General features: G+C 69.9%; 14 protein-coding genes. 6 read left to right on the plus strand and 8 right to left on the minus strand.

Going from position 1 to position 14,800, the window contains the following annotated elements; all coding sequences use genetic code 11:
* The first annotated feature begins 9 nt into the window (after positions 1 to 9).
* Positions 10 to 543, plus strand: a complete 534-nt coding sequence (locus ACFVVO_RS34230; protein ID WP_199211445.1) for an amino-acid N-acetyltransferase — start codon at positions 10 to 12, stop codon at positions 541 to 543.
* Between the two features lie 204 nt (positions 544 to 747).
* Complete coding sequence (locus ACFVVO_RS34235) at positions 748 to 1,083, plus strand: Lsr2 family protein (protein WP_390060249.1); 336 nt, start codon at positions 748 to 750, stop codon at positions 1,081 to 1,083.
* Here ACFVVO_RS34235 and ACFVVO_RS34240 read toward each other — a convergent pair.
* Positions 1,062 to 1,754: an SCO3374 family protein gene (locus ACFVVO_RS34240; protein WP_390060251.1), complete on the minus strand. Its 693-nt coding sequence runs from the start codon at positions 1,752 to 1,754 to the stop codon at positions 1,062 to 1,064. The two genes, ACFVVO_RS34235 and ACFVVO_RS34240, sit on opposite strands and share 22 nt — an antisense overlap.
* Before the next feature lie 429 nt (positions 1,755 to 2,183).
* Here ACFVVO_RS34240 and ACFVVO_RS34245 point away from each other — a divergent pair, with 429 nt between their 5' ends.
* Positions 2,184 to 4,709, plus strand: a complete 2,526-nt coding sequence (locus tag ACFVVO_RS34245) for an ATP-dependent Clp protease ATP-binding subunit (protein WP_390060253.1) — start codon at positions 2,184 to 2,186, stop codon at positions 4,707 to 4,709.
* An 82-nt stretch (positions 4,710 to 4,791) separates the two neighbouring features.
* On the opposite strand, the gene ACFVVO_RS34250 is transcribed toward ACFVVO_RS34245, so the two are convergent.
* Positions 4,792 to 5,427, minus strand: coding sequence for an HAD family acid phosphatase (locus tag ACFVVO_RS34250; protein WP_390060255.1), 636 nt, complete (start codon positions 5,425 to 5,427; stop codon positions 4,792 to 4,794).
* Positions 5,428 to 5,979: 552 nt separating this feature from the next.
* On the opposite strand from ACFVVO_RS34250, the gene ACFVVO_RS34255 reads away from it, so the two are divergent.
* Complete coding sequence (locus tag ACFVVO_RS34255) at positions 5,980 to 6,531, plus strand: M23 family metallopeptidase (protein WP_390060257.1); 552 nt, start codon at positions 5,980 to 5,982, stop codon at positions 6,529 to 6,531.
* Between the two features lie 22 nt (positions 6,532 to 6,553).
* On the opposite strand, the gene ACFVVO_RS34260 is transcribed toward ACFVVO_RS34255, so the two are convergent.
* On the minus strand, positions 6,554 to 7,153 hold the full coding sequence (locus ACFVVO_RS34260; RefSeq protein ID WP_390060259.1) for a TetR/AcrR family transcriptional regulator: 600 nt from the start codon (positions 7,151 to 7,153) through the stop codon (positions 6,554 to 6,556).
* Between the two features lie 122 nt (positions 7,154 to 7,275).
* Between ACFVVO_RS34260 and ACFVVO_RS34265 the strand changes: the two genes are divergently transcribed.
* On the plus strand, positions 7,276 to 8,850 hold the full coding sequence (locus ACFVVO_RS34265) for an MDR family MFS transporter (protein ID WP_390060261.1): 1,575 nt from the start codon (positions 7,276 to 7,278) through the stop codon (positions 8,848 to 8,850).
* A gap of 368 nt (positions 8,851 to 9,218) precedes the next feature.
* On the opposite strand, the gene cseC is transcribed toward ACFVVO_RS34265, so the two are convergent.
* From cseC to ACFVVO_RS34290, 5 genes are all read right to left on the minus strand, one after another.
* Entirely contained in the window at positions 9,219 to 10,571 is a 1,353-nt protein-coding gene (gene cseC, locus ACFVVO_RS34270; RefSeq protein WP_390060263.1) for a two-component system sensor histidine kinase CseC, read from the minus strand.
* A 12-nt stretch (positions 10,572 to 10,583) separates the two neighbouring features.
* A complete protein-coding gene (gene cseB / locus ACFVVO_RS34275) occupies positions 10,584 to 11,288 on the minus strand; it encodes a two-component system response regulator CseB (RefSeq protein WP_390060265.1) in 705 nt (234 codons plus the stop codon).
* Positions 11,289 to 11,323: 35 nt separating this feature from the next.
* Positions 11,324 to 11,977 (minus strand): hypothetical protein, encoded by a 654-nt coding sequence (locus ACFVVO_RS34280; RefSeq protein WP_390060266.1) that lies wholly within the window; start codon positions 11,975 to 11,977, stop codon positions 11,324 to 11,326.
* Complete coding sequence (locus tag ACFVVO_RS34285; protein WP_199211452.1) at positions 11,965 to 12,504, minus strand: SigE family RNA polymerase sigma factor; 540 nt, start codon at positions 12,502 to 12,504, stop codon at positions 11,965 to 11,967. The genes ACFVVO_RS34280 and ACFVVO_RS34285 overlap by 13 nt, the downstream gene beginning before the upstream one ends.
* 273 nt (positions 12,505 to 12,777) lie before the next feature.
* Positions 12,778 to 13,653, minus strand: coding sequence for an A/G-specific adenine glycosylase (locus tag ACFVVO_RS34290; RefSeq protein ID WP_390060268.1), 876 nt, complete (start codon positions 13,651 to 13,653; stop codon positions 12,778 to 12,780).
* A gap of 192 nt (positions 13,654 to 13,845) precedes the next feature.
* Between ACFVVO_RS34290 and ACFVVO_RS34295 the strand changes: the two genes are divergently transcribed.
* A complete protein-coding gene (locus ACFVVO_RS34295; protein ID WP_390060269.1) occupies positions 13,846 to 14,670 on the plus strand; it encodes a hypothetical protein in 825 nt (274 codons plus the stop codon).
* Positions 14,671 to 14,800: the final 130 nt, after the last annotated feature.

Here is a 14,800-nt window from a genome sequence, read left to right on the forward strand (position 1 = left end):
CGTCCGCCCATGTCAGCAGAACGTCCCGAAGTCCCCGCGAAAGCCATCACCGTCCGGCGGGCCCGGACCAGCGATGTCCCGGTCGTGCGTCACCTCCTCGACGCCTACGTCCGCGACCGCATCCTGCTCGACAAAGCCATGGTGACCCTTTACGAGGACATCCAGGAGTTCTGGGTCGCGGAACGCGACGACAACGCCGAGGTGGTCGGCTGTGGTGCGCTGCACGTCATGTGGGAAGACCTGGCCGAAGTCCGCACTCTCGCGGTGAAGCCGGGCCTCAAGGGTGCCGGTGTCGGTCATCAGTTGCTGGAGAAGTTGCTGCAGACCGCGCGCTGGCTCGGCGTTCGCCGCGTTTTCTGTCTGACCTTCGAAGTCGACTTCTTCCAGAAGCACGGCTTCGTGGAGATCGGCGAGACGCCGGTCGACACCGATGTCTACGCGGAGCTGTTGCGTTCCTATGACGAGGGCGTCGCGGAGTTCCTCGGTCTCGAACGAGTGAAACCGAACACTTTGGGCAACAGCCGGATGCTTCTGCATCTGTGATCGTCATTGCCTCGGTGCCCTATGTCCGAAACGCGCATGTTTCCGGACCGTGGCGGGCCCCTGGGTCTCTCCCGGGGGTTTGTGTTTTTCCGGCAAAAGCGGTTTGCTTTCCGACGTACTGCAGTACTGCATATAACAGGGGCGGCGAAACGGCGGGCGCCGCACACACCCTGGCCCTCAGCGTTATCGATGAAAGGAAATCCGGTGGCACAGAAGGTTCAGGTCCTTCTTGTCGACGACCTCGACGGCGGCGAGGCGGACGAGACGGTTACGTTCGCAGTGGACGGCAAGACGTACGAGATCGATCTCACGACCACCAATGCGGACAAGCTGCGTGGCCTTCTCGAGCCCTATGTGAAGGGCGGTCGTCGTACCGGAGGCCGTGCCGCGGGCGGACGTGGAAAGGCGCGTGCCGCTTCCGGTGGCAACCAGGACACGGCGGCGATCCGCGCCTGGGCGAAGGAGAACGGCTACGAGGTCAACGACCGCGGCCGTGTTCCCGCGTCCATTCGCGAGGCCTACGAGAAGGCCAACGGCTGATTTCCCCGGCAGGCGGGCGGCCGGGCGTTCGCGCGCCTCAGCCGGACACGGTGGCAGTGCGTCGCCAGCGTGTCCACCAGTCGTACGAGATCGGGGGCGCCTGTCGGGCCCCCCACGGCCGGCAACGCCGGCAGCGAGGCCCCGGCCTCACCCCCCGGCCCGGGGGGCCGCAGCCATACGGCGGCCCCCTGCACGGAAACGGAGCCGGGCCCGGTGGCGGAACCCCGCTCCGGCGGCAGCGCCCCTGAGCGGGCCTCTCCGGGCGGCGCAGGCGCCTCCATGAGGCCACCCGCGCCCAGTGCCCGCAGATCGAGCCCGAGTCCGCGCCACTCCAGCCACTCCAGCACCCCCGGCAGTTCCTCCGCGCTGCCCGCGGCCACCAGCAGCCGCATTCGTTCGCCCCACAGGGCCACCGGGGAGCCCGGCCCGAGGCGGCGGAGCGCATGGGCGCCCGCCTCGGCCGGCACGTCCAGGACGTCGAAGCGGACCCCCGTGACCAGCAACGGCGGCCGTCCGGGCACGGTCGGCCAGCCCAGCTCGTTCTCGTACCAGTGCCGGGCCCCGGCCTCCGGGCCGTCCGGCACGCCGCCGGCCCGCGGGCCGGGCGGCACCGGATCGAGCGGACGACGGGGAAGGGGAACCGATGAGCTCACGGGAACCGAGCCAGCCATACCAGGTGCAACCCCCGAACCGAGCCCGTGGTTACGCTGGGCACCCCTCCCGTCGCGCAGGGTGCGGGAAAAGGGGACGCCCGGGGCACGGGCAGCCGCAAGGTTGTTCGCCCATAGCGGAGGGAACCGGTCGGCGCGGCATGGAGTGTCAGTCCCGGCGGGTAAGACATGCCTAGTGGGAGGGGGCGACACGCAGGACGGGCGGTCTCACGTTCGCCATCGGCGTACTGGCGACTGGGGTAACTGCCTGGCCTGCGGGAACATCGTCTCGCACCATCGGGTTGGGACAGATGTCGGCGTTCGGGGTCAGGAGGCCATCGACGGTGTCGGCAGTTGGAATGAGCGGTCCCCGCTTGCGGGACTAAGCTGCGGAAGGACAGGGAGGGGAAGTTCCCCCCACTGCCTGACCGCTCTGAGGAGCGATTAACGATGTTCGAGAGGTTCACCGACCGCGCGCGGCGGGTTGTCGTCCTGGCTCAGGAAGAAGCCCGGATGCTCAACCACAACTACATCGGCACCGAGCACATCCTCCTGGGTCTCATCCACGAGGGCGAAGGTGTCGCCGCTAAGGCCCTGGAGAGCCTCGGCATTTCGCTTGAGGCGGTCCGCCAGCAGGTGGAGGAGATCATCGGCCAGGGCCAGCAGGCCCCGTCCGGCCACATCCCCTTCACTCCCCGTGCCAAGAAGGTCCTGGAGCTCTCGCTCCGCGAGGCCCTTCAGCTGGGCCACAACTACATCGGCACGGAGCACATCCTGCTCGGCCTGATCCGTGAGGGCGAGGGCGTCGCCGCCCAGGTCCTGGTCAAGCTGGGCGCAGACCTCAACCGGGTGCGGCAGCAGGTGATCCAGCTGCTCTCCGGTTACCAGGGCAAGGAGACCGCCACCGCCGGCGGGCCTGCCGAGGGCACCCCCTCGACGTCCCTGGTCCTCGACCAGTTCGGCCGGAACCTCACCCAGGCCGCTCGTGAGTCCAAGCTCGACCCGGTCATCGGGCGCGAGAAGGAGATCGAGCGGGTCATGCAGGTGCTGTCCCGCCGTACCAAGAACAACCCGGTGCTGATCGGTGAGCCCGGCGTCGGCAAGACCGCCGTCGTCGAGGGCCTCGCCCAGGCCATCGTCAAGGGCGAGGTGCCCGAGACCCTCAAGGACAAGCACCTCTACACCCTGGACCTCGGCGCGCTGGTCGCCGGCTCCCGCTACCGCGGTGACTTCGAGGAGCGCCTGAAGAAGGTGCTCAAGGAGATCCGCACCCGCGGCGACATCATCCTGTTCATCGACGAGCTGCACACGCTGGTCGGTGCGGGTGCCGCCGAGGGCGCCATCGACGCGGCCTCCATCCTGAAGCCGATGCTGGCCCGCGGTGAGCTGCAGACCATCGGTGCCACCACCCTGGACGAGTACCGCAAGCACCTGGAGAAGGACGCGGCCCTCGAGCGCCGCTTCCAGCCCATCCAGGTCGCCGAGCCGTCCCTGCCGCACACGATCGAGATCCTCAAGGGTCTGCGTGACCGGTACGAGGCCCACCACCGTGTCTCCATCACGGACGAGGCGCTGGTGCAGGCGGCCACCCTGGCCGACCGCTACATCTCGGACCGCTTCCTGCCGGACAAGGCGATCGACCTGATCGACGAGGCCGGCTCCCGGATGCGCATCCGCCGGATGACCGCTCCGCCGGACCTGCGCGAGTTCGACGAGAAGATCGCCGGCGTCCGCCGGGACAAGGAGTCCGCGATCGACTCGCAGGACTTCGAGAAGGCCGCCTCCCTGCGCGACAAGGAGAAGCAGCTCCTGGCCGCCAAGGCCAAGCGGGAGAAGGAGTGGAAGGCCGGCGACATGGACGTCGTCGCCGAGGTCGACGGCGAGCTGATCGCCGAGGTCCTCGCGACCGCCACCGGCATCCCGGTCTTCAAGCTGACCGAGGAGGAGTCCTCGCGTCTGCTCCGCATGGAGGACGAGCTCCACAAGCGGGTCATCGGCCAGGTCGACGCCGTCAAGGCGCTGTCGAAGGCGATCCGCCGTACGCGTGCCGGTCTGAAGGACCCGAAGCGCCCGGGTGGTTCGTTCATCTTCGCCGGCCCGTCCGGTGTCGGTAAGACCGAACTGTCCAAGGCGCTCGCCGAGTTCCTCTTCGGTGACGAGGACGCGCTGATCTCCCTCGACATGTCGGAGTTCAGCGAGAAGCACACGGTGTCGCGCCTCTTCGGTTCGCCCCCCGGATACGTGGGCTACGAAGAGGGCGGCCAGCTGACCGAGAAGGTCCGCCGCAAGCCGTTCTCCGTCGTCCTCTTCGACGAGGTCGAGAAGGCCCACCCGGACATCTTCAACTCGCTGCTGCAGATCCTGGAGGACGGTCGTCTGACCGACTCCCAGGGCCGGGTCGTGGACTTCAAGAACACGGTCATCATCATGACGACCAACCTCGGCACCCGGGACATCTCCAAGGGCTTCAACCTGGGCTTCGCGGCCTCGGGCGACAAGAAGTCCAACTACGAGCGCATGAAGAACAAGGTCTCGGACGAGCTCAAGCAGCACTTCCGCCCCGAGTTCCTCAACCGGGTCGACGACGTCGTCGTCTTCCCGCAGCTGACGCAGGAGGACATCCTGCGGATCGTCGACCTGATGATCGGCAAGGTCGACGAGCGCCTCAAGGACCGGGACATGGGCATCGAGCTCTCCCAGTCCGCGAAGGAGCTGCTGGCGAAGAAGGGTTACGACCCGGTGCTGGGTGCGCGTCCGCTGCGTCGCACCATCCAGCGCGAGATCGAGGACACGCTCTCGGAGAAGATCCTCTTCGGCGAGCTGCGCCCCGGTCACATCGTGGTCGTGGACACGGAGGGCGAGGGCGAGTCCCAGACCTTCACCTTCCGCGGCGAGGAGAAGTCGGCGCTGCCCGACGTCCCGCCGATCGAGCAGGCGGCCGGCGGTGCCGGGCCGAACCTGAGCAAGGACGCGTAAGCCCTCAACGGGCTCACCCGAGGTCCGACGAAAGGGGGCCGGTGCTCATCGAGCACCGGCCCCCTTTCGCATGCCCGGACGCCTACGACAACTGGCCGTCGTAGTCCGGCAGTTTGTACGTCTTCTCGGCGTGCCCGCCGGACAGGTCGGTGGCGCTGTTGCCGATGTTCGCGATGATCGTGTAGCCCTGCTTCTCGATGCCGGCGCGCTGGGCGGTCTTGTAGGCGGCGACGTCCTTGAAGAGGTCGAGGAAGCCGCGGACGCGGAGGCCGGAGACCTCGTAGCCGTCGTGCTCGAGATTCCACTCGGTGGGCGCCTCGATGATGCCCGGGCGGGCGGTGACGAAGAAGAGCGAGACGCCGTGCTCCTGGGCGTACTCGGCGACGTTCAGCGCCGGCTTGTTGGCGGGTTGCGGGAAGCTGAAGCCGAAGTCGGTCTCCAGCGTCGTGTTGTCGATGTCGAAGACGATCGCCTGCTTCTCGCCCGGCCCGGCCGCGGCGATGCGCTGCTTCAGATACGGCAGTGCCTGGTCCATGACCGCCTGGCAGTCCTTCTGCCAGGTGGCGTAGTCGACCTTGGCGACCGCGGCGGTGGCGGTGGTGGTGCCGCCCGTGCTCGTGGCCGTACCGGCAGCCTCGGCGGGGGCGGCCAGCGCGGCGAGCGCGGTCATGGAGACGGCGGTGACGGATATACGGCGCGCCCAGGGGCGTCTGGTCATCGGTGGGGGTCCTCTCACGTCCGTACTGAACGGCCAGAACGGTGGACTGTCAGGGGCATGATCAGTGCTGAGGATGGCGCGAGAGGAACCGTAGGGTTACTGAACGGTAGTCGTACAGGGGTCTGCGTCACATTTCGCGGGCCGGGCGGGCCGGCTGACGGAGTGCCAGGTCCCGGATCTCCCCCGAATCGCCAACTTCCGTACGGGGTGAGCGAGTAGCCCGCGTCACATTCAGGCGCCCCCAAAGCCCCCTGCGCGGTGACAAGCCGCACACGGGAAATGCCCTTTACTACCCGAGTTAGTGACATTCCCTATTGGGGCAAAACGGAACATTCTTGCCCTCATGTAGCGAGGAAACCGCACGTCAGCGGCGGTGATGTCCGAAGAGTCGGTGTCTGTCAAGAAGTGGGTGCTTTTGCGGTTGTCTACTACGTCCCGCCGTAGTAACAGGGCTTTGTGGGGGGATGAGGTGGTGGGTTACCAATGAGTGGCCAGCGCGGCGAACGCCTGTACGTCGCATGGCCCCTCCGTTCCCTAGCCCACGAGGTTTCGATGTTCCAGCGCTTCACGTCCCGCTCTTCGCGTACGTCCTCGGTCCGCACCCGCGTGGCCGTCCTGGCTGCCGGCATCGGCGCCACGGCCGTGGTGGGAACCGGGGTCGCGAGCGCGGCCACCCCGTCGGCCGCCTCCTGGGTCGACCCGGTGAAGAAGTACACGCTGTCCGCCAGCTTCATGCAGGACGGCAGCCACTGGGCGCACAAGCACAGCGGTCAGGACTTCGCCGTCCCGACCGGCACCGAGGTTCTCGCCGCGCACGGCGGCACCGTCGTCAAGGCCGGCCCCAACGGCGCCGGTGACGGCCCCGCCTACGGCAACGCCGTCGTCATCAAGCACGGCAACGGCACGTACTCGCAGTACGCGCACCTTTCCCGGATCGACGTCAAGGTCGGCCAGGTCGTCAAGACCGGTCAGCACATAGCCCTTTCGGGCAGCACCGGCAACTCCACCGGCCCGCACCTGCACTTCGAGATCCGGACCACGCCGAACTACGGTTCCGCGGTCAACCCGGTGTCCTTCCTGAAGGCCCACGGCCTGAAGGTCTGAGCCAGGGCCTGCCGGGCAGGCCCTACCGCTCCCCGTGGGCGCCTCGATGCGCCTGCGTGACGAGATCCACGGCGACTTCGAGGACGGCCGCGCGCTTCTTCTCGAAGTCGCCTTCCAGGTCCTGCATCACGAACATCCCCGCGTGCAGCGTGAACAGCGCGCTCACGCAGCGGACCTGGTCGACGAGTGGGGCCTCGGGGTCGATGACGATGTCCCTGAGGCCGCGCATCCGGTCCTTGAAGGACTCGCCGATGCGCAGTTCCCGCACCGTCGCCTGGTTCTCCTGCATGAACCGGAAGAGCGGTTCCGCGCCGGCCAGCGCCTGGCTGTAGCGCCGCACGATCTCCTGCTTGGTCTCCAGCGTGTGCGGCTGGCTGCGGCCCCACTCGATCAGGTCCTCGATCGGCTGCGTCAGATCCTCGAAGAGGCTGACGATGATCTCTTCCTTCGTCTTGAAGTGGTAGTACAGGGCCGCCTTCGTGACGTCGAGACGCTCGGCGATCTCGCGCAGGGAGGTCTTCTCGTAGCCCTGCTCGGCGAAGAGTTCGAGTGCCACGTCCTGGATGCGCTGGCGGGTGTTGCCGCGGCGCTGGTGTTTGGTGCCGTCCATGGTGACGCCCATCCTCGTACTCCTCGCGCTCCCGAAAAACTTACTTGACGACCGGCTAGTGTCGGGTCTACCTTCCCCCACTGTAGTGAACTAGCCGGGCGGCAAGTAAGGGGCCGTCGGGGGGAGTGGGAGAGATGGCGGACACACAAGCGGTCGCGACGGACCGGGAAAAGCCCGGACAGCCGGAGAAGTCGCAGGAGAAGCAGCCCAAGAGCGTGCGGGTGGTGCTGCTCGCGCTCATGATCGCGATGATGCTCGCGATGCTCGACAACATGATCGTGGGCACCGCGATGCCGACGATCGTCGGCGAGCTCGGCGGCCTCGAGCACCTGTCCTGGGTGGTGACCGGCTACACCCTGGCGACCGCGGCGGCGACCCCGATCTGGGGCAAGCTCGGTGACATGTTCGGCCGCAAGGCCACCTTCCTCAGCTCGATCGTGATCTTCCTGATCGGCTCCGCGCTCAGCGGCACGGCCCAGGACATGGGTCAGCTGATCGGCTTCCGCGCCGTGCAGGGCCTCGGCGCCGGCGGTCTGATGGTCGGCGTCATGGCGATCATCGGTGACCTGATCCCGCCGCGGGAGCGCGGCAAGTACCAGGGCATGATGGCCGGCGTCATGGCGCTGGCGATGATCGGCGGCCCGCTGGTCGGCGGCACCATCACCGACAACTGGGGCTGGCGCTGGTCCTTCTACATCAACCTGCCGCTCGGCGTCGTCGCGCTCGCGCTGGTCAGCGCGGTGCTGCACCTGCCCAAGAAGCGGTCCAAGGCGGGCATCGACTACCTCGGCGTCGTCCTGCTGACCGTGGGCATCACCTCGATCGTGCTCGTCACCACCTGGGGCGGCACCGAGTACGCCTGGACCTCCGCGCGGATCATGGAGCTGATCGGCATCGGCGTGGCCGCGCTGGTCGGGTTCGTGTTCTGGCAGACCAGGGCCGCCGAACCGGTGCTGCCGCTGCACATCTTCCGCAACGGCAACTTCACCCTGATGTCGGTCATCGGCTTCATCACCGGCTTCGTGATGTTCGGCGCCACCCTCTTCCTGCCGCTGTACCAGCAGGCGGTCCAGGGCGCCTCCGCGACCAACTCCGGTCTGCTGCTCCTGCCGATGCTCGGCTCGATGCTGGTGACCTCGATGGTGGCCGGCCGGGTCACCACCAACAGCGGCCGCTACAAGGTGTTCCCGATCGTCGGCGGCGTGCTGATGATCGTCGGGCTGTACCTGCTGTCACTGATGGACACCGACACCACGCGGCTGACCTCCGGCATCTACATGGCCGTGCTCGGCGCGGGCATGGGCTGCCTGATGCAGATCACCATGCTGGTGGCGCAGAACAGCGTGCAGATGAAGGACATGGGCGTGGCGTCCTCCTCCACCACTCTGTTCCGTACGCTCGGCTCCTCCTTCGGAGTGGCCGTCATGGGCGCGCTGTTCAACCACAAGGTGCAGGACGTCATGTCGGAGAAGGCCGGCGTGCTGGGCTCCAAGCTCACCGAGAAGTCGGCGCAGCTCGACGCGGCGAGCCTGGCGAAGCTGCCGGTGCAGGCGCGGGAGGCGTACCAGCACGCGGTGTCCGCCGGTACGCACTCGGCGTTCCTGCTGGGCGCGGTGATCGCGGTCGTCGTGCTGATCGCGGCGCTGTTCGTGAAGGAGGTGCCGCTCAAGGGCGGTCCCCAGAAGCCCGAGGTGACCGAGGCCCTCTGAGCCGCTCCCGGTCCGAAGGCCCCCGGCGGGTGTCCGCCCCGGGGGCCTTCGCCGTGCCGGGCGGGCGCCGGTGACCGGGCGCGCCGTGCCGGGCCCGCGGCTGAGGGCGCCTCAGGGACTGTCCGGCGGATCACGCCGGAATCGCGGGGCCCGGCACGCCGTTGCCCACGCTCGGCTTCGCTCGGGCGGGAGGTGCCCCCACCGGCGTGGTCGTCGGTTGCCGACTCCCCCACGCCCGGGTTCGCTCGCGCGGGGGACCCCATCGCGTCGACGTCCTACGCCGCCTTGCGGCTGGACGCACCAGGCCCCGCTCACCCGCACTGACAGGGAACCGTTGGCCGGAGCCGGCCCGATCCGCCGGACAGGCCCTAACGCCCGCCGGACAGCGGCAGCATGGGATGGCTGCCGGTGTTGGTGGGGGCGTGCTCCGGAAGCCAGAGGACGGCCACCGCGCCCTCCGCGGGGATGTGCTCGGGGGCACCGGCCGGACGTACGTTGCGGAAGGTCAGCCGGGCGCCCAGCACCCGGGCCTGGCCGGCCGCGATGGTCAGGCCCAGGCCGTGGCCCTGGCCCGCACGGTCCTTGCTGCCGGTGCGGAAGCGGCTCGGCCCCTCGGCGAGCAGGCCCTGGGGGAAGCCGGGACCATGGTCGCGGACCCGGATGACCCGGCCCTCGACGGTGACCTCCACCGGCGGCCTGCCGTGCCGGGCGGCGTTGGCCAGCAGGTTGAACAGCACCCGCTCCAGACGGCGCGGGTCGGTCGTGACCGCCGACTCGTGCACCACCCGTACGGTGATGTCCGGGTCCTTGGCCGCGACCCGCCGGGCGACGAACTCGCCCAGCATGATGTCCTGCAACTCGGCCCGCTCGGAGGCCCCGTCCAGCCGGGCCACCTCCAGCACGTCCTCCACCAGGGTCCGCATCGCCTTCGCCCGGTCCAGGACCAGCTCCGTGGGGCGTCCCGGCGGCAGCAGCTCGGCGGCCGTCAGCAGGCCCGTCACCGGGGTGCGCAGCTCGTGCGCGATGTCGGCGGTCACCCGCCGCTCGGCCTCCAGGCGCTGCCGCAGCGCGTCCGCCATGGCGTCCACCGCGCGCGCGAGGTCGTCGGTCTCGTCCCGTACGACCCCGCCGATGGCCTCCCGCACCCGTACGTCCGTCTCCCCCTTGGCGACCTGGCCCGCCGCGGCCGCCGCCTTGCGCAGCCGCCGCGAGAGCTGCCCGCCGATCAGCACGCCGAGCGCGCTGCCGCCGAGCACGACCGCGATGGAGCCGATGACCAGCGCCTGGTCGAGGTCCTTCATCACGTCCGTGGAGCGGTCCGGGAAGTTGCTGTGCAGGGAGAGCACATGCCCGTCCTTGACCGGCACGGCCGCCCAGATGTCCGGCCCGCCGCCGCGGTCGCCGACATAGCTGGCCCGGCGGCCCTCCAGCACCTTGTCGCGCAGCGGGGGCGGCAGCTCCGGGTCGTCGATCTTGATGCTCGGGAAGTTCGGGCGCCCGCCCAGCTCGTAGTTGCGCTGCGCAATCTGGACCCGCGCGTTGGCCAGGTCGCGGGCGTTGTCCAGCATGGAGACCCGGGCCGCGTTGTGCACCACGAGGCTGAGCGCGATCGCCACCAGACCGGCGACCAGCGCGATCGCCGCGCTGAGCTTCCATCTCAGCCCGGTCCGCAGTCCCGCCCGTTCCACGCGCCGCATCGGGCGCCGAATGATCCCCCGCATGTCCCGCTCCGCTCAGGCCCTCAACTTGTAGCCGAACCCGCGGACCGTCTCGATCCGGTCCTGGCCGATCTTCTGGCGCAGCCGCTGCACATGGACGTCCACGACCCGGGTGTCCCCGCCCCAGCCGTAGTCCCAGACCCGCTCCAGCAGCTTGTCGCGGGAGAGCACGGTGCCGGGCGCGCCGGAGAACTCCAGCAGCAGCCGCATCTCGGTCGGGGTGAGCGCCACCGGGCGTCCGGCCCGGCGCACCTCCATGCCCTCGGTGTCGATCTCCAGCTCACCGAAGACCAGCGGCCCGTCGTTCAGGTCCGCCGTGGTCCCGGAGCCGGGCGCGGCCCCGCCGGCGTGCCCGAAGCGGCGCAGCACCGCGCGGATCCGGGCGACCAGCACGGCACCGTCGAACGGCTTGGTCACGTAGTCGTCGGCGCCCGCCTCCAGGCCGAGGACGACGTCGATGGAGTCGGCGCGCGCCGAAAGCATGATCACCGGCACCGTCGACTCGTCCCGGATGCGACGGCACAGGCTGACGCCGTCCAGGCCCGGGACCATGACGTCGAGCAGCGCGATGTCGGGCCGGTTCGCCCGGAACGACTCCAGCCCGGAGAGCCCGTCGGGCATGGCGGTCACCGCGAAGCCGTCCCGCTCCAGGGCGAGCTGGGTGGCCTCGCGGATGACGTCGTCGTCCTCGACGAACAGGACGTGGGTCTGGTCTGCCATCCCGGTGCTCTCAGTCCTCGTGTGCTCGTGGTCGGTCAGTTGTCCGGCGCGGGTGTCGCGTCCCCGCCGACGGACTTGCTGTAGTCGTTGTGGACGGGCTTCCCCCGGGCGAAGCGCCCCGCCTTCCACTTGTAGGGGATGACGTCCTCGCCGGACGGGCGCGAGATCGGGTCGCCCCTGCGGTACACCTGCTTGGTCACGGTCAGGACGCCCTGGACGATCTCCGCGTAGACCGGGGACTCCTCGGACCGGAAGACATTCTTGTACGCGCCGTTCTCGTCCCGGTACACGTACGAGCCGACACCCACCGCGTCCGCACAGGTCAGCACGTTGACGACGACATCGCTCACGGCGCCGCCGGTCAGGTCCCCGTAGGAGACGTCGACCGGGTAGTCGTCGCCGTTGCACGGCTTGAGATCGCGCTTCACCGAGGCCGACACCGCGGGGTCGTGCCGCAGCAGCGCCACCGCGTCCACCCGCCGGTAGGAGTCGGACGGACTGGGCGGCGGGGAGGCGACGGCGCCCGCCACCGCGGAGGCGTGCGCCGGGCCCTCGTCCCGGGCGCCCGTCCCCCCGGTGCCGCAGGCGGCGGCGAAAAGGCCGAGGGCGGTGACCGAGGCCGCCGCCGCGATCACCGCCATTGAACTGCCTGGGGCCCGCTCGGGCCCGGCCCCGGTCAGGCCGCGCAACGCTCCCGCTCCTCACGCTCCAGCGCGCGTGCGTCCAGATCGCGGGCCTCCAGCTCCTCGCGGAGCCGGGCGAGCGCCCGGTGCAGCGTGCTCTTGACCGTACCCGCCGACATGCCGAGGGCGGCGGCCGTCTCCTCCGTGGACATCTGCTCCCAGTGTCGCAGCACCACGACACTGCGCTGCTTCGGGGCGAGCACCTTCATGATGTCCATCAGCAGGGCCCGGTCGGCATGCTGCTCGGTGGCGTCCTCCACGGAGGACTCCGGGAGCTGCTCGGTGGGGACCTCCTCCAGCTTGCGCGCCCGCCACCACTCGGTACGGGTGTTGATCATCACCCGGCGCAGATAGGCGTCCGCGAGCCGCTTGTCGGCGATGCCGTCCCAGCGGCCGTACGTCCGCACCAGGGCGGTCTGCAACAGGTCCTGGGCGTCGACCGGGTCCGGTACCAGCCGGCGGGCGCTGCGCAGCAGCGCCTCCTGCCGGGTGCGGACGTACTCCTCGAACTCGAGCACCTCACCCTGCGCCATGATCGACCGCCTCCGTTCCCCGTGTACTCCGGCCCCGTGCCTGAAGTCCCGCTGTGCTGCCTGCCCGTTGGTCGCCGGGCACGGGAAGAAAGCTACGGACCGGTTGTCACGAGGCTGTGCGCAGCAGCCTGCGGCCGGCAATCGGCTGTCCGTCGGTTGTGTAACGGAAGCAGGTACGGGGTAGGGAACGTGGCGCTTATGTCCTGCTGTGCGACGCTTCGTCGGTCGGAGCGTGTCGTAACGAACGCCGGCCGGCCGTGACTTGGCCGGGCGTCAGGTCAGCGGCAGCCGGTACAGGCCGCCCGGCAGCGGCTCCACCAGACCGTCCGTGACGAGCCCGTCGAGCGCGCGGGCGCGCTGCACCGGCTCGTGCCAGACCCGGTCCAGCGCGGCCTGCGGCACCGGCGCGTGCGCCTCCCGCAGTACGGCGAGGAGCTTGCCGCGCACCTGGCGGTCCGTGCCCGCGTACGTCTGGCCGCGGCGCGGCGGGCCCTCGTGCTCCGGCTTGCCCGCGAGCCGCCACGCGCACTGCGCGGCGATCGGGCAGCGCGGGCAGCCCTCGTTCTTCGCGGTGCACACCAGCGCGCCCAGCTCCATGGAGGCGGCGGCCCAGCGCGCGGCCGTCCCCTCCTCCTCCGGCAGCAGCTCCCGGGCCAGCCGCCGCTCGGCGGCCGTGGTGGCGTTCGGCGGGTACTGCACACCCGTCACCGCCCGCGCGAAGACCCGGCGTACGTTCGTGTCCAGCACCGGGTGGCGCTGCCCGTACGCGAAGGAGGCGACCGCGGCGGCCGTGTACTCGCCGATCCCGGGGAGCGCCAGCAGTTGCGCGTGATCCGTCGGTACGTCACCGCCGTGCCGTTCCGTTATGGCGGCGGCCGCTCCGTGCAGGCGCAGGGCGCGGCGCGGGTAGCCGAGCCGGCCCCAGGCGCGCACCGCCTCTCCTGGCGCATCCTTGGCGAGGTCGGCGGGGCGGGGCCAGCGTTCGATCCACTGCTCGTACACGGGGAGCACCCGGCTCACCGGGGTCTGCTGCAGCATGAACTCGCTGACCATCACGCCCCAGGGACCCGCATCCGGGCGGCGCCAGGGGAGGTCGCGGGCGTGGGAGTCGAACCAGGCGATCACGGGGGCGTGAAGCTTCTCAGTCATGGCCTTCCGATCCTGCCACGGCTCGGCGTGGGTGTGTCCGACCATGGCGCGGTCGCGGAGCGTCGCGTCGCGTAGCGGTGAGTGAAGAAGCCTTTCATCCGCGGCAGTTACCGGGATGATGATCCGGAAAAGTTGCCGTCCGGGCGGCGGGTGGCGCGAGCGGGAGCGGTGATCTCTCGTACAGTTTGCGCCGTGGGATCTCTGCGCAATCCGGTCGGGCCGCTTCCCTCCTCCATCTACTGGCGACGGAGGGTCCTACTGCTGTCCGTTCTCGCCCTGTTGGCGCTGCTGATCACCTGGATCGTGACCTCGGGCGGCGGGGGCGGCAGGAACGGCGCCGACGGACCGAACGGCAAGAATCCCGCGTCCACCATCACGCCGGGGCCCACCTCGTCCGGGCCGGCCTACAGCCAACATCCGGGCGGGCGTGACGAGCCGGGCGGCGGTGACGCCGGCGGGAGCGGTTCCGGCTCGGGCGACTCCGGCTCGGACGACAAGAGCGGCTCCGGTTCGGCGGGGTCCGACCCCGGCTCCGGCGGTGGCTCGGGCGGCGGCTCCGCCGCAGGTGGCGGCGGGGTCGGTACCGGCAACGCGCTGCCCGCGTCCTCCTCGCTGCCCAACTGCACGCCCGGCGCGGTCACATTGACTCTGCGCAGCGTGCACAACTCCTACTCGCCGGACGAGACGCCGGAGTTCGAACTCGTCGCGAAGAACTCCTCGTCCGGTGACTGCAAGGTCGATCTCGGGCCGAAGAAGGCGGTGTTGACCATCACGCCGGCGGAGGGCGACGACGCGTACTGGTCGTCGGCCGACTGCCCGAAGGGCGCGGCGAGCCTGCTCTTCCGGGTGGGCGCGGGCCAGAGCATCACGTACACCGTGAAGTGGGACCGGAAGCCGAGCGCGCCGGAGTGCGCCACGCCTCCGGCGGGGGCGGCGAAGACGGGGACGTATCTGCTGGAGGCCAGGGCGCCGGGGTTCGCCAAGGCGCGGGCCTCGTTCGTGCTGTCGGCTGATTAGCGCCGGCGCACGTACCTGCGGGCATGCGTGCGTCCCCCGCTGCTCAAGGGCCTGAGGGCCCCGAGGGCGGCACGGGTGGGCGGTGGGGGGTCCGCCCGCTCGAGCGGAGCCGAGAGCGGGGAGGCACCCC

It is taken from the genome of Streptomyces sp. NPDC058145 (assembly GCF_042884245.1).
Taxonomy (GTDB): Bacteria; Actinomycetota; Actinomycetes; order Streptomycetales; family Streptomycetaceae; genus Streptomyces.